Here is a 16,599-nt window from a genome sequence, read left to right on the forward strand (position 1 = left end):
CACGGGCTCCGCGAGGTTCCCGACTTCCTGTGCAAGACGTTGCAGGACCTGCAATTTTAGGACCTGCAATTTCTCGAACCTGGCACAGCGCCGCGGCTGCTATAAGCCAGGAAAGGTATCTGATGGGGTTCTGATGAAGGTCGCTATCGTCATCGCAGGTCTGATCGTGGTCGCCGTCGCAGCCCTCGTCGCGATCCAGCCTAGCTTCTTGAAGCCCGCGTCCTTCGCCCTCGTGAAAAAGTCCGACATGTTCGGCTTCTCGCCCGGGATGTCATTCGAGGAGGCCAACAAGCTCGTCGCGCGACGCCACTATCTCTGCCGGCCGAGCCGAGGTCCGTACACGCTCGCATGCGACATCAACGGCGCCAAGGTCGCCGTCGACAGCGACGAGACCGACCCCAGGCATCCGATCTGGCGCGTCAATGCGACGCTGAACAATCCGGGATCGCAGGAAGCTGCGGTCAAATCCATCTCCGACCAGTTCAACGCCTCGGCAATCAAGGACCGGGAGGGCTGGACCTGGATCGTCGGCCGCGGTTTCAAGCTGAGCTATGACGGCGCCAGCTTGACCCTCGTGGACGAGGCCGCCGAGGCCAGGCTGCGCAAGGAGGACGCCAAGCGCTAGATAGCATCGCGCTTTGGCGTCACCTCGTCGTGAAACTTGTGGCTCGGCGATCCGTTGTTGACGCTTCAGTAACCTAACGCGACCAAGCTTCACTCAGGTTGGTTGCGTTGGAGTATCCTCAAAGTGCTGGATTTTAACGAGCTGCGTGAACTCGCGGCGGATGTTCGTATTTTCGTCGATGTCGCCGAAGACAAGGCCGAGGCGCTCAGAGCCGTGATCGCGGCCTACGACGTGGTGCTGGCGATCTTCCCCGTCGATGACGGCATGGGCCTCCACGTCATCAAGGGCAAGGGGATCCTGGACCAGATCGCGACGTCGCGCACACACGCGATGTACAGCCACACGGCGATCGCGGTTCCGGATCTCGCCCATGCCGAAGCGCTCAAGTTCCTGACGGCGCCCGTCGAACACCGGATTGCGGCCTGAGCTTGGTTGCAGCCGCACCGCTCCGCAGCAGAGCGGCGCGGCTGAATTGTCGTGGTGCCTTCAGCGGCTTTGTCTGGGCGTACGGGCTGTTCGCCGCTTCCGTCGCAGACCGATGCGCGTGCCCGGCAGATTGATGCCAAGCTCGATCGCGCGCGACCTGATCGATGCAATGGGGCGCTTGAGCTTCACGATCATCAGCGTGAGGCTCTTTCCGGTTTCGCACATGGATCGAAGCAGCCGGTCGTCGTCTTCCGACCAGCGTTCGTGGTTGTAAGTGCGGGCGGCCATGGACGTTTGCCTCTGAGGCCAATGAGGCTGGACCTGAGCCGGAGAATGTCAAAGGACCCAGCTTCGCCTTTTTTCTGAGCGCGGCGGCTGGGTGTCAGTTGAGGGGCGGCTTGTTACGCTGCCGCCTGACGCAGAGATAGTTTTGCGGCGTCGATTTTCAACCGACTTACGGATTTGTAATGGCCCGGCGCGCGTGCATTCGCTTGCAATCGAAGCGGCGCACTTTCGTTTGAACTTTCTTAGCCGCTCGCGCGTCTTACAGTTGAAGCGTCCCTAAGCTTCACCTCGACAGAGAACCCCGCTCCCGAAAGGGCGGGGTTTTCGCTTTTGGCGCTGCATCAGCTCGCTCGGGATTTCAAGCGCTCTTTGCCGTTGACCCGGCGGCCGTCCGGCCGCACTTTTTGCGACGGGCAGGGTTTTGAGGAGCCGTGATGCCGAAAACCCTTGTGGAATTCAGAGCGCAGAACCTTCGTTTGCTCGAGCGGCTTTCTCCCGACGACCCGCGCTACATCGCGGCCTGGCTGAAGCAGTTCGACGAGCAGAACGGGATCACACCAAAAGCTGGTCCGAAGTCGGGCAAGCGCCGCGCCAGGCCTTCGCCGCGAAGCAAGACCGCTTCGGCGGAACGCATGAGGTCAGCGCCCTCCTCCTCGGTCTCACCGCGCTGATCGGCAACGATAGCCGCGCAGTCCCGAGAGCCGCTCGGGCGCTCACGGAATGTCCGCGGCCTTCCGGTTGTCCCCGATCGAAACCGGCTTGTTGAGGAAATACTCGCGGTTACCCGTCGCAGCTTCCGCGTACTGGTCGATGGCGACGATGATGGCCTGGACGTGGGCATAGCACCACCCTTCCCGCGTCGCCCTGCGGCGGACGTCCTCGAGCGCGGTCAGGAAGGGCGACAGGTCTCGCTCATCGTCGAACCATCGCCTGCTCACCATGTCCTCCCGCCGAGCACCCTGCCCTTGGACTGGCGCGGCTCTGCCGCCTTCAGCGCATCGCGTTCCGCGCACAGGCTCTCGACCTTCGCCTGCATCCGCGACAGCAACGCCTCGGCCGAGGCCGTGCCGATACCCGCCCGTTGCAGCTGGAGGATCTCCTTCCTCTGCCTGCCCATCTGGATGCGCATCCGTTCGATCTCCCGCCTGAGAAAGTCCAGGTCCGGCATTGTTCCGCCTCGCAAATTCTAGATATGGCCCATGAGAACAAAAACGGAACGAAGAGTCGAGTCTGACGTTCTACGGAAAACCGAATAGGAGATGCGCGATGGCCGACAACACCCGGAAGGACCCGAAGGACTGGGTTTCCGGCGACGACCCGATGACCGGAGCCCAGGAATCCTATCTCAAGACCCTGGCCGAGCAGGCTCACCAGGACCTGCCCGAGGAAGAACTGACCAAGGCCGAGGCCTCGGAGCTGATCGACAAGATGCGGCAAAAGGCCGGGCTGGACGAGTGAGCCGTCCAATTGCGGGAACCCGGCTCCGTGCGTATGCAAACGAAATTGGGAATCGAAAATGCCTTATTTCGTTTGTGCCCGCGACGGAGCGGGCCAGATCATCTTGAAGCGAGACACAAGGGAAGCGGCCGAGAAGAAAGCCGCCGAGCTCCGCGACATGGGCTATTTCGAAGTCGAGATCGTGGCCAAGGGTGACGAGGAGACGGCGTGAGGGATCATGCTTCCCTCAGCACCTTGATGACGCTGAGAATGACGAAAGCACCCAGACCGTAAGTCAGCGCATTCACGACCCAGGAAATGGCGATGCCGACAATGGGTCCTCCGACCGCTCCCCGGAAAAAATACGCTGCGCTGATACCCGGCCACTCCAGCCAAAGAAACGCGAAGTCGGTCAGCGGCTCCAGGACGAGGAGCACCGTCGAGACGAGCGCCCCGATGGCCAATGCGATGACAAGGTACGTCCTCAGCCAGGGCATCAAAGACCCAGCAAGCCAGCGATAACAGGAACGAGGAAAAAAGCGGCGATCCCGAGCAACCCGCCCACGACAAAGCGTGCCGCGCGGCCGTGAATCTTGGTATCGAGCCACGCACAGATGGCCACTACAGCCTGTCTCAGCCAGCTACCCACGAGGGTTCTGACGAGATCGAACAGGAGTTCTGCAACGAGTGCGGCCATGCCGTTTGGTCGGCGCGACCTCTGGCGGGGTTCAAGTGCGGAGGCAATGACGAGAGCGGTTGAAAGCCTGCGCCGCTGGACTGCACCTGCCGAATAACACAAGATAGTTTCAGTGTCGCTGCAGCAGATCGGCCGGCGGCCGGCGTGAGTTAAGTGCCGCAATAAAATTCAGAAAGCGCAGGGAGGAACGATGCAGCGAAAAAGAAAGGTGGCGCTTGATGATGCGATGGCTGGCCTGGGTCTGATAGCGGCCATCACGGTCATTGCGATCTCGCCGGCAAGCGCCGACGATTCAGCCAACATACCACCTGCGCTCAAATGCGCTGACCTGACCGGCTGGACGATGCCGGGATCGACGGCAACGATCACCAAGGCCGAAATGGTGCCGGAGGCGCCGCCGGGAACCGTGCAGCCGTCACCGCCGGCGCCGGCCACCGTCTCGGTGGCGCTGCCGCCGAATTGCCGCGCGGATGGCGTGATCGATCAGCGCGTGGGGGTCGAGGGCAAGTCCTACGCAATCGGCTTTGCCGTTGCCCTGCCCGATCGCTGGAACGGCCGGTTCTTGTTTCAGGGCGGCGGCGGTTTGAACGGCTCGATCCGGCCGCCGCTGGGTTACCACGCGGCCGGCGAGGTGCCGGCGCTGGCGCGCGGCTTTGCCGTGGTCTCGACCGATAGCGGTCATCAGGGCGCGGTGTTCGATGCCTCGTTCCTGAAGGACCAGGAAGCCGCGCTCAACTTCGCCCATGCATCCGTCGGCAAGGTGACGATCGCCGCCAAGGCGATCGTCGCGCATTACTATGGCCAGCCCGCAAAGCGCTCTTATTTCACGGGGTGCTCGACCGGGGGCCGCGAAGGCATGCTGGCGTCGGCGCGCTATCCCGAGCAATTCGACGGCATCGTCGCCGGCGCGCCTGCGCTGCGCACCGGCAATTCCAATATCGGACTCGCCTGGGCCAACGCTGCCTTCAGCCAGATCGCACCGAAAGATGCGTCCGGCAAGCCGGAGCCCGCCAAGACGTTTTCCGCAGGCGAGCGAAAGCTGATCACGAACGCGATCCTCGATGCCTGCGACGCCAAGGACGGTGTCAAGGATGGCCTGGTCTTCGACGGCAAGGCCTGTCAATTCGATCCCGCGGTCCTCACTTGCAAGGGCGACAAGACGGATGACAAGACGGATTCCTGCCTGGCGCCGCCGCAGGTCGATGCCTTGAAGAAAGCTTTTGCCGGACCGAAGAATTCACGCGGCACGCAGGTCTACCCGCCGTTCCCGTGGGACAGCGGCGTGGCAGCCGAAGGCGTTGCCATTCCGGGCATCCTGGCCACAGGCGCGCGCAGTCCGGTCGGACCGCCCGTTTGGGAAAGCATCAACGTCGATCAACTCGAAGACCGGGTCAACGCGAGCGGGATGGATCGCCTCACCAACACCGCCTACTGGACCAACCTTTCGAGCTACTTCGGCCATGGCGGCAAGCTGCTGTTTTACCACGGTGTGAGCGATCCCTGGTTCTCGGCGAACGACACCGTGAATTACTACGAGCGCATGGCGGCGGATTCCGGCGGCATGGAATTGGTGCGGGAGAAATCGAGCCGAGCCTTCCTGGTGCCCGGCATGGGTCACTGCTCGAGCGGCACCGCGCTCGATCGTTTCGATCTCCTCAGCGCGGTCGTGAACTGGGTGGAAGACGGCAAGGCACCCGATCTGGTGGTCGCGACGGGACCAGCCTTTCCCGGCCGCAGTCGACCGCTTTGCGCCTATCCGCAACATGCGCGGTACAAGGGCCAAGGCGATCCGGAGAGCGCGGCGAGCTTTGAGTGCAAATAGGGAGGATGTGCGCCGCTAGTTGAGCGTGCTGAACCGCAATTCGTGATTCCTGGGATGGCAAGACATGCCGTTGTTCCTCAAAACCGACTGCCCACCTGAGATGCCCGACAATATCCTGTCAGCTACCAACGGGGCGATCGAGCGTTTGCAAGCGAAGCTTCTCGATACTATCGTGATAGGAACCCCTTCAAAGGGGCTGCATGCACCAGCCTTGGCACGATCTTTTATCCAAGCCCATCTGCGCCGGATGCTGATGTTCGTCGAAGGCGGCTGCGCTGAATTCCGCGCTGGACGCCCGCTGATGACCGAGATGGCCACTAGGGCGATATACGAGAACGTTGCCAGCTTTTGCGATTACTCGACCAAGCTTCAGGCTTTATGCGAAGCTGGAGATTATGCCGGACTAGCCGACCTGACCAACAAGTACGCATTCGCCACTCGGTTACCCGCCTTGCTGGACGAGGGCCTGAAATATAGAGCGCCGCAAATTCTCGGCCAAATCGATAAGATGAATAAGAGGCTTGAGACCTACCGTGAAGCATACGATCATCTGTGCGAGATTGTTCATCCCAATGGGCTCGGAGCGGTTGTGTACTTCGGCAAGCACGACGGCCAACTCATGACATTTTACCCACGAGGCTCCGTTCCGGAGAGAGCAATGGAATCGCTGATTACCGCGGCTGTTCTGTTCCTCACCGTCTACGTTGAACTGGACAAGATGGAAACGAGTCTCGACGCCATCACTGAGTTGACCGAGCTTAGGCGATAGATCCCTCACGTTCCGCGCTTGGTACCGCCCCGTTGCACTCAGCCTCTACGGACTTGGAAAGATCGTCGTGAGCAATCAAAATTCACCCTCGGTCAGAAGGCCATTGCGCAAGATATCGGAGCGCGAGGTAGATGTCGTAGAGCCTGAGGAGTCAGCCGCAGGTCAGCGATACGATCATGACAGCAGGTTAGCCCCGCAGCCTCGCCATCAATCCGCCTTGCGGTGCATATCGTTGTTCTTCCTCGCGAGCCAAGCGAAATGATCGATGACGTCACGCAAGTATCCCGGCCTAATATCTTCGGGGATTCTACGCCAGTTTTCGAACACGCTGATCACATTCGGGGTCATTTCATATGTCCCGAGGATCTTACGAACTGTCTCAAACACGATTGACCAATGACGCTCCCGGATTGCCGACTTCGATGAAAATACTGACGTACCGAAATCCAATAGCCTTATCCGCGCGAATTCTTTTCTTTATAGAACGCTAACTCGTAGTTTCGTAGCAACGTAACCATCACGTTTCCCGCGTGTGGGTCGCCGTGCACCACGCTTTCTGTAGTGGTTTGATCTATGGCATCCACATACCGAGCGGCAGCCATCCATCTCCAGTATTTTGACGGCTTATCGTTCAAATACGCCCTCAACGAAACGCCGTTGATTTTCTCCATCGCGGTAAAGAAGGTTCCCGCAATGATCTCGGCCTCGTACACCATCGCCACCCAAAGCGGGTCGGCCGCAGCGAGCTTCTGAGCTTCGGCAATTCCTTGCGCAATTTTGTCACGCTTGTCGCCGCCCCTGAGTTTTAGCCAAACTTTCACAGCACGCGGACGATCTAGCAGCTTATGACGTGCATCAAACACCACGCCATTTGCGCCTTGGCCGAGCTTTCCTGTTACCTCGAACTTCGTGACGGCCTGTCCGTGCAGATGAAGAATCCCATCTACGACCTCGACATGCCGCGCGATCTTTTGGGAATAGCTCATCGGAGGCTGTCCTATCAAAAGTTCGCGCTACCTTATAGCTTGGGCGCGGCCCTTTCCTAGACAGAGCCACTCCTCCTGACTTCCAATAAGTGATCAGGCAAAACGCAAACGGTAACTTGAATGAAGACCGCACTTGTCTTCGGCGCAACCGGCTTCATCGGCTCGCATTTGCTGCGCGACCTCTTGGACAGTCCTGACTATTCGGGGTTATCGCGGTGGCCCGCAAGCCGCTGTCCTTGATCGCCTTGGCGACGGCGCCGGCCAAGGTCATGTACTCGCTGATGTCGTGCTTGCTGACGATCGTGCTGCCCACATTCACCTTCAGCCTCGTCTCAGTCTCAGGTCCGAGCTGACAAGCATGCTCATGATCTGCTGCTGTTGCGATGGTCGTTGCGGTGATCGACGCGATGATGATTTGCGTCATCCGCGAATTCGTCGCCAGACTTGCAGCGAATCAGGATTGCGTTTTCTGAGCGACGATCGAGCGATTCGCCGCCGCGATGGTCGTTGCGGTGATCGACTCCGGTGAAATCCCGGTGTTTCACGTAAAACAATTCGGGAATGTTCGTCATACACAGACTACGGTGTAATACACACAACATTTCTAAATCACTGATATTATTATCTTTTGCTTGTAAAACGTATGCACGATATTTGTCTTGTGTAAGTCTCACCAAATATTTGTTCCCGCCCCCTTGTGGCACGGAACGGAGTCCTCGTAGTATGCGCGGCATCACAACCTGTTCGGGTAGTCATGCCGTCTGATCTTGATCCAGCTATCGCCGCCTTGGAGCGCCGCCGGGAGGAAGCGCTGTCGACTGCTGCCGAGTTGGAGCGGACCATCAACACTCTCTGCAAGGAAGCCGGCTACGCGCCCCGCTACACCGAGGCCGCCAGCAGCAACTCCACGCGGGTGACGCAGATCAGCGACGACACCTTCTACGGGATGAAGCAGACCCCGGCGATGCGCATGTACCTGGAGATGAGGAAGGCGCAGAACCTCGGGCCGGCCACGACCCGCGACATCTTCGACGCCCTTAAGCAGGGCGGCTACGTGTTCGAGGCGAAGACCGACGACATCGCGATGGTGGGCATGCGCGCCCTGCTGCGCACTCAGCCCGCCGTCTTCCACCGGCTTCCGCAGGGTACCTGGGGCCTCAGCTCCTGGTATCCCGACGCCAAGAAGCCGAAGGAGGAAACCCAAAAAGAAAACGGCACCGGCCAAGAAGGCAGGCGCCGCTTCTAAGCTTCGGAAGGCTCCGTCCCCTGGAAAGCGAAGGAGCAGTCCACAACACCCGGAGAGAAAGGAGGAGCCTGATGTGGTCCATCAGCCGGACAACACCGATTAGGTGACCTCGGTCACCCACCTGTGCTGCCCCCCTTCCACAAGGGGTAAGAGCTGGAGCCTGTCTCGATTCCACACCGAGGCGGGCTTCAGTGCGTAAGGAATAGTAACTATAGAGATTTCGGTCAACACCATTGCGGGCATAGGGTTAGGGTCAGCTATCCAGACCCGTATTTGTACAGCAGTACGGCAAGGGACCCGACGGCCATGCCCCACGGTCCCCTGGTCTTCATGATCGCCGTGAAGATAAGGAAGGTGCCGTAGCGAGGCCCAGCGACGGCGATCAGCTCCGGCGCCCTCGCCAGGATTTGGCTAAGCTCAGATTCAGGCCGAGCTTTATCGCCCGCCCGTTGGGGCAGTTTCACGTCCGCCATATCCCTGTCCTCACGATGAGGGGTTCGAATGTTTGCCAAACAGCCTAAGGCAGAATGGTTAATATCCCGAAACTCGAACACCCCTTCAAAACCAGGCTAGTTTGAATCGCGTTAACTTCTTCAGCCTTTCAGCAACTATTATAGCGCAAAGATGGGCATTGATTATCGCAAACGACAAGGGGCGAAACTCGGCGTTCCGCCCCTCGCCTTTGTAGTTGGAATCGCTCATTATTTCTGCCGGCTTGAGAGGTGGTCTCCACTTCGCGATCTCTTCTCAAAGCTATGGCGGCCACCAAGGCACCAGCAACTTCGGCCAGGTCAGCAGGTCCGTCTTAGTTGTGATGAGTGCCACGGCCATCGTGCCGGCCGCCCAGATCAGCGACTTCCACGCGGACTGCGACGGTTTGGCCGAGCGTAACGTGAAGATGTAAAGCACAGCACCCAACCAACGACCGTACTTGAATTACGGAATTACGGTGACAGTGCACTCAACTCACCATGCTAGCCACCGGAGTTAAGTGTGCTGGACTGCACCCCTGAAGTGAGACACGATAATTAGAGTGACAGCGGGTTGTCACGATGCGTTACCGCGCATTGTTTTGCGCGAAGGCGGTTTCGAACTCAAGGGGCGACTGGTATCCGAGCGCCGAGTGCAGGCGCTCCTTGTTGTAGACCTCCGCGATGAAGCTGTTGATGCGGCGACGGGCGTCGTTGAGATCGAAAAAGGCCTTGCCGTTGACCTCCTCGGCCTTGAGCGTTTTCATGAAGCTTTCGGCCTTGGCGTTGTCGAAGGGGTTGCCCGGCCTGCTCATGCTGATGGTGATGTCGCGATCGGCGAGCTGCTGACGGTATGCAATGGAGGCGTATTGCACGCCGCGATCGGAGTGATGGATCAGGCTGCCGGGCTTCGGTTTTCGAGCGTCGAGGGCCTTCTCCAATGCCGCGATGGCGAGTGAGGCATCGAGCGTGTCTTCAAAGGCCCAGCCGACGGCCTTGCGCGAGAATGCATCCAGTATGACGGCGAGATAGGCGAAGGTCTTGGCGAGGTGGACATAGGTAATGTCCGCGACCCAGATTTGGTCGGGTGCGGACGGCACCAGGCCGCGCACCAGATTAGGGACGACGAGGACGCCCATCGGCCGCTGCACAGGCGGCTTCAGGAACGGCGTCTTGCGTTGCGCGAGCAGGTTGTCCTCGCGCATAAGCCTCAGGACTTTCTTGGCATTTACGACCATGCCTTGGCGTCTGAGGGACGCTGCCACCCGCCGATAGCCGTAGAAAGGATGCTTGAGGCAAATGCGATGGAGCTGGTCGCGCAGCTCGCACTCGGCCGCCTCACGACTGTGCCTGTTGAGATGCCGGTAGTAGGTCGCGCGCGGCAAGCCCGCGAGGCGGCACAGGCGCTGTACGTCGGTGTTGGCGTCGGTTCTCTCCGATGTCATGGCTTGGATGACTTCGATGATGCGGATGCTGGTTTGCCTTGCGCTGCAGGCCGCTCCAATGCGCGCAAGGCGTTCCGAAAAAAATCGAGGTCCATTTGCTGGCGGCCCACCAGCCGCTCGAGTTCAGCAATGCGGGCATTTGCGAGCGCAAGCGCGGAACTTTGTCGTCGTACGTTGGAAGCGGTTTGAGCTTGCGGGGCCCCGGCTTGGGCCCGGGCTTACGGTTCAACCCGTCCGGTCCATGGGCCTTCCAGGCCTTGACCCAGTCATGCAGACTCTTGCGGGAGATTCCAAGTTCGCGAGCCACGGGGAGCACGCCTTCTCCCCGCTCGACCCTCTTGATCGCCTTGATTTTGTAAGCCGTCGGAAACTGACGCTTCTTTCCTCGTCCTGCCACAGGTCATCCTCGAAATGCCTGTCACTGTAATTATCGTGTCTCACTTCAGGGGTGCAGTCCAGTGCACTTATTTTATTCGCAAGCACTCACTCGCTCGGCCCTCACGCGCAGATGCACTGTCACCGTAATTCAGTTTTGATGTAGGTGGTCGATGGCACGCATTGCGATCAGATTCGTTGACCACGACGGGAAGGCAACCGACGACTTCATCGAAGTTCTCCCGGTCGTCGCCGTCAACATACACGTCGGGATTACCTATCAAAGCACGCCGAAAGAAATTTTGGATACTGTCAAACTGATGAAGCGCGTCGACGCTCTGATCGACACGGGGTCAAACACGACGATGATAGGAAGGACGTTAGCAGGCAGCCAGGCGCCCCTGAGAAACGTGCCATCTCAAAATCAGGCTGAGCCAGGTATCGGAAGCGTTTATGGCGCTCTAGTCCAGATCGAAGGACTTGATAAAGCCTATCCAATCGAGGTTGGCTTGGCCAATCTCATACTGGCCTCGCGATGCTACTTGGGCGAGATATGCTTTCCAAATATCGCCTAGTATTCGACGCTCCAAGCGGAGAATTCTACCTGGAGACCGTGTCATGTTGACAGCGCACTGAATTTATTCGTCGCCGCCGACCTGCGGCTTCCGTCCACTTTGTCGATCTACTTCACTACCGCCTCCCCTCACGCACATTGCCCCCGCCCCCTGCCCCTCCTCCCCATTTCCTGCTATTTCCTACCCCGCCGTCCCGGCCCAAAAACCCTCCGCCACCCAGGGAGCAACAACCATGCGATACCTCCACACCATGCTGCGCGTGCGCAATCTCGATGTCGCGCTGAAGTTCTACCAGGATGCGCTGGGCTTGAAGGAGGTGCGGCGGATCGAGAACGACAAGGGGCGGTTCACGCTGGTGTTCCTGTGCTCGGCGGACGATCTCGAGGCGCTGAAGAAACAGCCGCCGACGCGCGGGGCGCCGCTGGTCGAGCTCACTTACAATTGGGATGAGGAGACCTATGGCGAGGACCGCTTCTTCGGCCATCTCGCCTATGAGGTCGACGACATCTACGCCACCTGCGAGAAGCTGATGAAGGCGGGCGTCACCATCAACCGTCCGCCGCGCGACGGCAACATGGCGTTCGTCCGCTCGCCGGACCTGCACTCGATCGAGCTGCTGCAGAAGGGCGATCCGAAGCCGCCGCAGGAGCCGTGGGTCTCGATGCCGAACACCGGCCATTGGTAAGCCACAGGCAGGAACCAGGCCCCTCGCCGGACGTTCTCCTTTCACGAAACCGATTTGGAGGAGGATGCGATGGCGAGAGGGCTGTTGCTTTGGATGATTGGCGTGCCTATCCCGGTGATCATTCTGTTGTGGCTGTTCTTCGGCCGCTGAGCGAAAAGCTTGAACTTTGCAAGGAAAGCTCCGCCGCGTGCGGAGCTTTTTGCATGACGGGCGCGATGCAATCGCGCATCGCTCCGCGCGCCGAATTCCGCTATCACCCGCAGCTGTAGCCCGGATGGAGCGCAAGCGTAATCCGGGACTGTCAGCCCTGGATTGCGCTTCGCTCCATCCAGGCTACGACACCGAACAATGCCGCGGGGAGACGCTTCATGGCCGATACCAAGCCGACGATCTGGGGCCGGGCCAATTCGGTCAACGTGCAGAAGGTGCTGTGGTGCTGCACCGAGCTTGGCCTGGCCTACGAGCGCATCGATGCCGGCATGCAATACGGCAAGACCCGCGAGGCCGATTATCTGGCGATGAATCCCAACGCGCGGATCCCGACGCTGGTCGAGGGCGACTTCGTGCTGTGGGAGTCCAACTCGATCATGCGCTATCTCTGCCTTGCGCATGGCCGCGGCACGCCGATCTATCCCGAGGCGCCGAAGCAGCGCGCCTCGGTCGACCGCTGGCTCGACTGGACGCTGTCGACGGTGCAGCCAGTCGACCGCCCGGTATTCTGGGGCATCGTGCGCACCGCGCCCGCCGAGCGCGACATGATCCAGGTGCAGCGCGATGCCGATGCCGCCGCCGAGGTCTGGGCCATCGCCGACCGCCTGCTCGCCACGCGCCGCTTCATCGAGGGCGATGCGTTCACGCTCGCCGACATCGCGATCGGATCCTATGCGCGGCGCTGGCTCGGGGTCGAGGGCATCAGCCGGCCGGCCCAGCCGCACCTCACCCGTTGGCTCGCCGAGCTCGGCAAACGGCCGGGATTTGCGCAATTCGTCGCACCGCCGATGTCGTGAGCCCCTCGCGCGCCTTAAGCTGCGGCGATCGCGCGGGGAATCCGCGTTCGGGCGCGCGCCCCGCGGCGTCACGGCCACGCTTGACGGCTACTGTGCATGGGGTTGTTTTCGCGGTATTGTTTGAGGCTTTAGCGCCAGCCGCGCTCGACCAGCAGCACGACGACGATCAGCACCAGAGTCACCGCAGCCGTGGCGAGCCGTGCGGTCCAGCTGAGGCCGCGGCCGACCCACCACAGCAGCGCGCAATACATCAGCACGGGGACGATGATGTCGAGCCGCACCAGATCCGCGGGCATAGGCTTCAGCGCCGGATGTTGGTGTCGAGGCTGGTCGAGCCACCGAGCTTGACGCAGGTCCCGGTGCCCTCGGCCATCACGAAGCCAGCGCCATAGGCGGCACAGGCGCCTGCCCGCGCCTTGCCGGCCGTGCTGCCGTGTAGCGGCAGCGCCTTGCCGGCCTGCGGTGGCTCGGCAGGCGGCAGGCGCAGGCTCTCGGCCGCGGTCGCGGACGGGGCCAGCAGCGAGAGCAGGATGAGGAGCGGCGTGCGCATCGCCGCCTTGTAGCCTGGACCGGTCCCGCGCGCCATCGAACCGTCCGCGATCAGAGGAACCTGACGCCGGCCGACTTGCCGCGGCGCCAGACCACTTGGCAGCTCCGCCCGGTGCGCGCATCGCGTGCAAAGGCCATCCGGATCACGCCGGGAAGCTGGCTCGCGTCCTCGTCCAGGGTGATCTTGGCGCCCGAATCCGAGATGTCCTGGACCAGGCAGTGCCGCGCGGCAAAGCCGCCGTCCAGCGTGATCCAGGCATGCTGCGACAGCAGCTTGCGGGCTGCGCGCTTCTTCGGCGGTGGCATCGGCAAAATCTCCCCGTCCAGCGCTACGCAGGGAACGCTAACAAACCGTTGAAATCGCCTCCGAATGATCCCGCGCCCCGGGCTATCCACCGGGCCCGAAAGACCGTTCCCGAACGGCTTGCCCGGGAGCGCAAAGGCCACTATACGTTCGCCCGCTGCAAGCGGCCGGGCCCTGTTCGGCCGGCCAGCGGCCGTGCCGGGACAATCGGCAGGGCCCTGCGTTTGCTCCCTTCGTCTATCGGTTAGGACGCCACCCTTTCACGGTGGAGAGAGCGGTTCGATTCCGCTAGGGAGCGCCACCAAACACTTAAAGATCCACTCTGCCGCCGTGTCCAACGTGTGGCCAATAAACCCGTGCGAACACCCATGGACGTGGGCTCGATCGCCGCACCGCTTTCACGAAGCTCGACAAGCTCGCCCTAGCGATGGTCGGAGCCATGGCCGCTCTAGCGGTACTCTGGGCCTGCTGAATCCGGAGCACCAGACAGCCAAGCGCGCGACGTCTAAAGCGGCTCCACCTTCCTGCTATTCGATCGGCCGGTCTATTGCGCCGCGATGCTGGCACAGAACGAGCGGTAGCGAAATAAAGCATTTACAATCTGAGTAATGGAAAGCGCGCCGGCCGGCGGACGTTGTGGGCGCAGCCCGGGGGCCAAGCCCTAGTGCGAAGCTCTTTCGCGCGCAGCATTCAGGTCCGCCTTTATGCCTGAGATCGCTGCATCAGCCGCCTGTCGTCGAGGGGGCGGTTCATTGAGATCTCGCGCCCATGGTGCCCCCGATCGGGCTGTCGGACCGGAAGTGACTTGATTAGAGCTCACACAAGCAGAGACAAGTAGGCTAGGAAGGCCGACCAATATCACCCGCGTCATCGCTTGCATGCCCATGCTCGCTTAACCGAGATGTCTCCGAATCCCCTAGATCATAAGGCCAGCTTGGCAGAAGTCTGGAAAAATAACGACCCGCCAGCGTAAACCAGCGGGCCCTCGTGCTTACCGCCTGAGCCCGGGGCGGTGCGTCATCAGCCGCGGCCGGTCGCGCCTCCTGTGCAACCTGCGGTTGCCGCGAGGCAAGCCGCCGGCATCGCTCATTTATTTTTTTCGAAACAGCCAGCGGCTACCCTGTTGGCGATTGAGTAGCAATCAGGAGGATTGGGCTTGGTGACCACGTGCTGGGGCGTCTCAACTCGTGGGCTCGACCACCCCCAAAGCACAGCAAGCAGGGCCAGACCCCCGAGTATCGCGAGTGCAACCATTTCAGGCGTGACGAGAGCGGGGCGCCGACAGAGCCCTTGGGGTGCAATCTGCTTCAATGAACACAACTCTGAACTGAAATAATCTGAACTGTAATAAAAATATCATATGTTAATTCCGGTTCCATTGCAAATGGCCGGTTGTTCCACGCGGAAATGCCCGAAACGAACGGCCCGCCAGCGTGAACCGGCGGGCCCTGCTCAATGGCGCTTCATTGGTCGCGCTCGCCAGGATGCGGTTGATCTCGGCCGTCACGATCAGCTGGTGCTCAGGCGTGAGCTGGGCATACCTCGCCAAAGGCCTCGCTCAGCCCTCTGGTGCCCTCGGCGTTCGTCGATCATCCTCTTGAGGCCCTTTAGATCGCCGTCGAGCATCCAGTCGACGTTGATCCCGTGCTTCCGGCAGTAGTCGCACAGCTCGGCGCTGGGCGCGGGACCGACCTTCGGAGCTCGCTCCAGTCCCCATTCGATCGCGAGCCACAACAGGCGCCGGTTGATGTTCTGCGCTCACGACGCACCGTCTGCGTCGAGCCGGCCCAGAGGCGTCCTTAGACGTAGCCGGCGACGCTTGGCGGCGTTGCGACGCCGCGTGATGCCCGCGCGGGTGATGGGCTTCTCCTTTGCCTTGGCCATGCCTCAGCCCTCCATCGACCGGGCCGCAATGATCGCAGCGCTCAACCTCTTGGCCGCTGCCGTGAGTAGATCAACCCGGGCGGCCCAGTTCTCTTGGTCGCGTGTCAACTGCCCGCGGATCTTCCTGAGCTTCGTTTGTGCCTTGTCGATGTCTATTGTTACGGAGGTGGACGGCCATGGACCTATTCTCATCTCTTTCACGGTGGAGAGAGCGGTTCGATTCCGCTAGGGAGCGCCAGAGGCGCAAAGCCGCCGTGGCAGCATGAACCTCCTCGCCCCTCGTCTCCGACCAATGTCAGGTCGAAACGGTCGAGGCCCATGCCGCAGCACAATGACGACATCGCAGACGCATCCCCGATGCCGGCGCTTCCCACATGGCTGCGCCACCCGCACCAGCACGCGCCGGACCGGCTTGCCAAGATGCTCGATCACATGGCCCGAGTCCGATCGCTTCCGGACCGCCAAGCGACGTTGACGACGCCCGCGCCCGAGCGGTCAGGCAAAGCCGGCGCGGAGATTCTCGGCGACGCCATCGGCCACATCGTCCTGTTCGGTGTCATCGCCCTGCTCTTCCAATCGCGCGTTCCGCTCTACCTCGGTGCCTTTCTCTTCCTGACCGATGGCGAGCGCATCGAAAGCGCGCTCGGCCACATCGGCATCCGCTTCGAGCCAGGGACAATCGGCCCAGACATCATCAAGGGCTTTGTATTCTGGTTCGGATGGTTCGCGCTGCTCGCCTCCGTCAGAGCCTCGGTCCCCGCCTGGCTCGCACCATGGCTGCCCCCGGCCGACTCCTGGTCCTTGCTCGCCGGCATCGCTGTCGCGCTCACCCTCGCCGAATCCGTCGCAGTCCAGGTGATGCGTCGCTCCGCCCATGGTTCGGCTTTGAACTCGCTCCGGGCGGGTGGATCTGGATGGCGGTCAAGCTTACGGCGGCGATCGGCGCACTGGCTTTGCTCTTGGCGTTCTTCGGATCGCGGTAGGCCCATGCGATCGCTGGCAGTTGCCAAGG

The 16,599-nt window shown here is 61.0% G+C and carries 25 protein-coding genes and 1 tRNA gene; 13 read left to right on the forward strand and 13 right to left on the reverse strand.

Translation table 11 applies throughout. The features are described from left to right. Positions 1 to 133 precede the first annotated feature (133 nt). Positions 134 to 625 carry a hypothetical protein gene (locus ABIA40_RS12330; RefSeq protein ID WP_404541234.1) on the forward strand — a complete coding sequence of 164 codons (492 nt, stop codon included), beginning with the start codon at positions 134 to 136 and terminating at the stop codon, positions 623 to 625. Between the two features lie 123 nt (positions 626 to 748). Then, positions 749 to 1,051, forward strand: a complete 303-nt coding sequence (locus tag ABIA40_RS12335; RefSeq protein WP_275502085.1) for a hypothetical protein — start codon at positions 749 to 751, stop codon at positions 1,049 to 1,051. Positions 1,052 to 1,111: 60 nt separating this feature from the next. On the opposite strand, the gene ABIA40_RS12340 is transcribed toward ABIA40_RS12335, so the two are convergent. After that, on the reverse strand, positions 1,112 to 1,339 hold the full coding sequence (locus ABIA40_RS12340; protein ID WP_035999684.1) for a hypothetical protein: 228 nt from the start codon (positions 1,337 to 1,339) through the stop codon (positions 1,112 to 1,114). A 431-nt stretch (positions 1,340 to 1,770) separates the two neighbouring features. Here ABIA40_RS12340 and ABIA40_RS12345 point away from each other — a divergent pair, with 431 nt between their 5' ends. Continuing rightward, positions 1,771 to 2,007: a hypothetical protein gene (locus tag ABIA40_RS12345; RefSeq protein WP_404541236.1), complete on the forward strand. Its 237-nt coding sequence runs from the start codon at positions 1,771 to 1,773 to the stop codon at positions 2,005 to 2,007. Positions 2,008 to 2,049: 42 nt separating this feature from the next. On the opposite strand, the gene ABIA40_RS12350 is transcribed toward ABIA40_RS12345, so the two are convergent. Continuing rightward, positions 2,050 to 2,274: a hypothetical protein gene (locus ABIA40_RS12350; RefSeq protein WP_085974320.1), complete on the reverse strand. Its 225-nt coding sequence runs from the start codon at positions 2,272 to 2,274 to the stop codon at positions 2,050 to 2,052. Beyond that, the gene (locus ABIA40_RS12355) at positions 2,271 to 2,504 is read right to left on the reverse strand and encodes a hypothetical protein (protein WP_271546558.1); all 234 of its coding nucleotides are present in this window, start codon (positions 2,502 to 2,504) and stop codon (positions 2,271 to 2,273) included. The genes ABIA40_RS12350 and ABIA40_RS12355 overlap by 4 nt, the downstream gene beginning before the upstream one ends. Before the next feature lie 98 nt (positions 2,505 to 2,602). Here ABIA40_RS12355 and ABIA40_RS12360 point away from each other — a divergent pair, with 98 nt between their 5' ends. Further along, the gene (locus ABIA40_RS12360) at positions 2,603 to 2,794 is read left to right on the forward strand and encodes a DUF3072 domain-containing protein (protein WP_225141865.1); all 192 of its coding nucleotides are present in this window, start codon (positions 2,603 to 2,605) and stop codon (positions 2,792 to 2,794) included. A gap of 58 nt (positions 2,795 to 2,852) precedes the next feature. Beyond that, positions 2,853 to 3,005, forward strand: coding sequence for a hypothetical protein (locus ABIA40_RS12365; RefSeq protein ID WP_157783960.1), 153 nt, complete (start codon positions 2,853 to 2,855; stop codon positions 3,003 to 3,005). A gap of 4 nt (positions 3,006 to 3,009) precedes the next feature. Here the strand turns inward: ABIA40_RS12365 and ABIA40_RS12370 are convergent, their stop codons facing one another. After that, on the reverse strand, positions 3,010 to 3,270 hold the full coding sequence (locus ABIA40_RS12370) for a hypothetical protein (protein ID WP_404541239.1): 261 nt from the start codon (positions 3,268 to 3,270) through the stop codon (positions 3,010 to 3,012). Next, a complete protein-coding gene (locus ABIA40_RS12375; protein WP_404541241.1) occupies positions 3,270 to 3,470 on the reverse strand; it encodes a hypothetical protein in 201 nt (66 codons plus the stop codon). The genes ABIA40_RS12370 and ABIA40_RS12375 overlap by 1 nt, the downstream gene beginning before the upstream one ends. 190 nt (positions 3,471 to 3,660) lie before the next feature. Here ABIA40_RS12375 and ABIA40_RS12380 point away from each other — a divergent pair, with 190 nt between their 5' ends. Both ABIA40_RS12380 and ABIA40_RS12385 read left to right on the forward strand, forming a co-directional pair. Beyond that, positions 3,661 to 5,292 carry a tannase/feruloyl esterase family alpha/beta hydrolase gene (locus tag ABIA40_RS12380; RefSeq protein WP_404541243.1) on the forward strand — a complete coding sequence of 544 codons (1,632 nt, stop codon included), beginning with the start codon at positions 3,661 to 3,663 and terminating at the stop codon, positions 5,290 to 5,292. A 64-nt stretch (positions 5,293 to 5,356) separates the two neighbouring features. Further along, positions 5,357 to 6,061: a hypothetical protein gene (locus ABIA40_RS12385; protein WP_404541245.1), complete on the forward strand. Its 705-nt coding sequence runs from the start codon at positions 5,357 to 5,359 to the stop codon at positions 6,059 to 6,061. Between the two features lie 455 nt (positions 6,062 to 6,516). On the opposite strand, the gene ABIA40_RS12390 is transcribed toward ABIA40_RS12385, so the two are convergent. After that, the gene (locus ABIA40_RS12390; protein WP_404541247.1) at positions 6,517 to 7,047 is read right to left on the reverse strand and encodes a protein kinase; all 531 of its coding nucleotides are present in this window, start codon (positions 7,045 to 7,047) and stop codon (positions 6,517 to 6,519) included. Between the two features lie 120 nt (positions 7,048 to 7,167). On the opposite strand from ABIA40_RS12390, the gene ABIA40_RS12395 reads away from it, so the two are divergent. Continuing rightward, the gene (locus tag ABIA40_RS12395; RefSeq protein ID WP_404541249.1) at positions 7,168 to 7,287 is read left to right on the forward strand and encodes an NAD-dependent epimerase/dehydratase family protein; all 120 of its coding nucleotides are present in this window, start codon (positions 7,168 to 7,170) and stop codon (positions 7,285 to 7,287) included. A gap of 122 nt (positions 7,288 to 7,409) precedes the next feature. Here the strand turns inward: ABIA40_RS12395 and ABIA40_RS12400 are convergent, their stop codons facing one another. Then, the gene (locus ABIA40_RS12400) at positions 7,410 to 7,619 is read right to left on the reverse strand and encodes a hypothetical protein (protein ID WP_404541251.1); all 210 of its coding nucleotides are present in this window, start codon (positions 7,617 to 7,619) and stop codon (positions 7,410 to 7,412) included. A 182-nt stretch (positions 7,620 to 7,801) separates the two neighbouring features. Between ABIA40_RS12400 and ABIA40_RS12405 the strand changes: the two genes are divergently transcribed. Further along, entirely contained in the window at positions 7,802 to 8,293 is a 492-nt protein-coding gene (locus tag ABIA40_RS12405; protein WP_404541253.1) for a hypothetical protein, read from the forward strand. Between the two features lie 1,057 nt (positions 8,294 to 9,350). Here the strand turns inward: ABIA40_RS12405 and ABIA40_RS12410 are convergent. Continuing rightward, a complete protein-coding gene (locus ABIA40_RS12410; protein WP_404541255.1) occupies positions 9,351 to 10,208 on the reverse strand; it encodes an IS3 family transposase in 858 nt (285 codons plus the stop codon). Next, positions 10,102 to 10,605, reverse strand: a complete 504-nt coding sequence (locus tag ABIA40_RS12415) for a transposase (protein ID WP_404541257.1) — start codon at positions 10,603 to 10,605, stop codon at positions 10,102 to 10,104. Before ABIA40_RS12415 ends, ABIA40_RS12410 begins: the two co-directional genes overlap by 107 nt. Before the next feature lie 151 nt (positions 10,606 to 10,756). Between ABIA40_RS12415 and ABIA40_RS12420 the strand changes: the two genes are divergently transcribed. The 3 genes from ABIA40_RS12420 to ABIA40_RS12430 all read left to right on the forward strand — a co-directional run bounded on the left by ABIA40_RS12420 (position 10,757) and on the right by ABIA40_RS12430 (position 12,850). After that, positions 10,757 to 11,158 carry a hypothetical protein gene (locus ABIA40_RS12420; protein ID WP_404541259.1) on the forward strand — a complete coding sequence of 134 codons (402 nt, stop codon included), beginning with the start codon at positions 10,757 to 10,759 and terminating at the stop codon, positions 11,156 to 11,158. Between the two features lie 232 nt (positions 11,159 to 11,390). Beyond that, a complete protein-coding gene (locus ABIA40_RS12425; protein ID WP_404541261.1) occupies positions 11,391 to 11,843 on the forward strand; it encodes a VOC family protein in 453 nt (150 codons plus the stop codon). A 368-nt stretch (positions 11,844 to 12,211) separates the two neighbouring features. Next, a complete protein-coding gene (locus ABIA40_RS12430; protein ID WP_404541263.1) occupies positions 12,212 to 12,850 on the forward strand; it encodes a glutathione S-transferase family protein in 639 nt (212 codons plus the stop codon). A 128-nt stretch (positions 12,851 to 12,978) separates the two neighbouring features. On the opposite strand, the gene ABIA40_RS12435 is transcribed toward ABIA40_RS12430, so the two are convergent. Genes ABIA40_RS12435 through ABIA40_RS12445 form a run of 3 tightly spaced genes read right to left on the reverse strand, consistent with a single transcriptional unit; the run spans position 12,979 to position 13,705 of the window. Continuing rightward, on the reverse strand, positions 12,979 to 13,146 hold the full coding sequence (locus ABIA40_RS12435; RefSeq protein WP_036022969.1) for a hypothetical protein: 168 nt from the start codon (positions 13,144 to 13,146) through the stop codon (positions 12,979 to 12,981). Positions 13,147 to 13,151: 5 nt separating this feature from the next. Next, entirely contained in the window at positions 13,152 to 13,400 is a 249-nt protein-coding gene (locus ABIA40_RS12440; RefSeq protein ID WP_271547261.1) for a hypothetical protein, read from the reverse strand. A 50-nt stretch (positions 13,401 to 13,450) separates the two neighbouring features. Then, positions 13,451 to 13,705 carry a PilZ domain-containing protein gene (locus ABIA40_RS12445; RefSeq protein WP_197952920.1) on the reverse strand — a complete coding sequence of 85 codons (255 nt, stop codon included), beginning with the start codon at positions 13,703 to 13,705 and terminating at the stop codon, positions 13,451 to 13,453. Between the two features lie 224 nt (positions 13,706 to 13,929). On the opposite strand from ABIA40_RS12445, the gene ABIA40_RS12450 reads away from it, so the two are divergent. Then, positions 13,930 to 14,004: transfer RNA gene (locus ABIA40_RS12450), tRNA-Glu, on the forward strand. Between the two features lie 2,078 nt (positions 14,005 to 16,082). Here ABIA40_RS12450 and ABIA40_RS12455 read toward each other — a convergent pair. Continuing rightward, on the reverse strand, positions 16,083 to 16,463 hold the full coding sequence (locus ABIA40_RS12455) for a hypothetical protein (protein WP_404541266.1): 381 nt from the start codon (positions 16,461 to 16,463) through the stop codon (positions 16,083 to 16,085). Between the last annotated feature and the right edge of the window lie 136 nt (positions 16,464 to 16,599).

Source organism: Bradyrhizobium sp. USDA 223 (assembly GCF_044909005.1).
In the GTDB taxonomy this organism is placed as follows: Bacteria; Pseudomonadota; Alphaproteobacteria; order Rhizobiales; family Xanthobacteraceae; genus Bradyrhizobium; species Bradyrhizobium yuanmingense.

Bases quoted from the DNA above. Each gene is read 5' to 3' on its own strand.
- ABIA40_RS12330 (WP_404541234.1), top strand. From the start codon at position 134: ATGAAGGTCGCTATCGTCATCGCAGGTCTGATCGTGGTCGCCGTCGCA.
- ABIA40_RS12425 (WP_404541261.1), top strand. From the start codon at position 11,391: ATGCGATACCTCCACACCATGCTGCGCGTGCGCAATCTCGATGTCGCG.
- ABIA40_RS12370 (WP_404541239.1), bottom strand. From the start codon at position 3,270: ATGCCCTGGCTGAGGACGTACCTTGTCATCGCATTGGCCATCGGGGCG.
- ABIA40_RS12355 (WP_271546558.1), bottom strand. From the start codon at position 2,504: ATGCCGGACCTGGACTTTCTCAGGCGGGAGATCGAACGGATGCGCATC.
- ABIA40_RS12445 (WP_197952920.1), bottom strand. From the start codon at position 13,705: ATGCCACCGCCGAAGAAGCGCGCAGCCCGCAAGCTGCTGTCGCAGCAT.
- ABIA40_RS12360 (WP_225141865.1), top strand. From the start codon at position 2,603: ATGGCCGACAACACCCGGAAGGACCCGAAGGACTGGGTTTCCGGCGAC.
- ABIA40_RS12405 (WP_404541253.1), top strand. From the start codon at position 7,802: ATGCCGTCTGATCTTGATCCAGCTATCGCCGCCTTGGAGCGCCGCCGG.
- ABIA40_RS12455 (WP_404541266.1), bottom strand. From the start codon at position 16,463: ATGGGCGGAGCGACGCATCACCTGGACTGCGACGGATTCGGCGAGGGT.
- ABIA40_RS12400 (WP_404541251.1), bottom strand. From the start codon at position 7,619: ATGACGAACATTCCCGAATTGTTTTACGTGAAACACCGGGATTTCACC.
- ABIA40_RS12430 (WP_404541263.1), top strand. From the start codon at position 12,212: ATGGCCGATACCAAGCCGACGATCTGGGGCCGGGCCAATTCGGTCAAC.
- ABIA40_RS12440 (WP_271547261.1), bottom strand. From the start codon at position 13,400: ATGCGCACGCCGCTCCTCATCCTGCTCTCGCTGCTGGCCCCGTCCGCG.
- ABIA40_RS12435 (WP_036022969.1), bottom strand. From the start codon at position 13,146: ATGCCCGCGGATCTGGTGCGGCTCGACATCATCGTCCCCGTGCTGATG.
- ABIA40_RS12410 (WP_404541255.1), bottom strand. From the start codon at position 10,208: ATGACATCGGAGAGAACCGACGCCAACACCGACGTACAGCGCCTGTGC.
- ABIA40_RS12380 (WP_404541243.1), top strand. From the start codon at position 3,661: ATGCAGCGAAAAAGAAAGGTGGCGCTTGATGATGCGATGGCTGGCCTG.
- ABIA40_RS12340 (WP_035999684.1), bottom strand. From the start codon at position 1,339: ATGGCCGCCCGCACTTACAACCACGAACGCTGGTCGGAAGACGACGAC.
- ABIA40_RS12390 (WP_404541247.1), bottom strand. From the start codon at position 7,047: ATGAGCTATTCCCAAAAGATCGCGCGGCATGTCGAGGTCGTAGATGGG.
- ABIA40_RS12345 (WP_404541236.1), top strand. From the start codon at position 1,771: ATGCCGAAAACCCTTGTGGAATTCAGAGCGCAGAACCTTCGTTTGCTC.
- ABIA40_RS12375 (WP_404541241.1), bottom strand. From the start codon at position 3,470: ATGGCCGCACTCGTTGCAGAACTCCTGTTCGATCTCGTCAGAACCCTC.
- ABIA40_RS12395 (WP_404541249.1), top strand. From the start codon at position 7,168: ATGAAGACCGCACTTGTCTTCGGCGCAACCGGCTTCATCGGCTCGCAT.
- ABIA40_RS12385 (WP_404541245.1), top strand. From the start codon at position 5,357: ATGCCGTTGTTCCTCAAAACCGACTGCCCACCTGAGATGCCCGACAAT.
- ABIA40_RS12365 (WP_157783960.1), top strand. From the start codon at position 2,853: ATGCCTTATTTCGTTTGTGCCCGCGACGGAGCGGGCCAGATCATCTTG.
- ABIA40_RS12420 (WP_404541259.1), top strand. From the start codon at position 10,757: ATGGCACGCATTGCGATCAGATTCGTTGACCACGACGGGAAGGCAACC.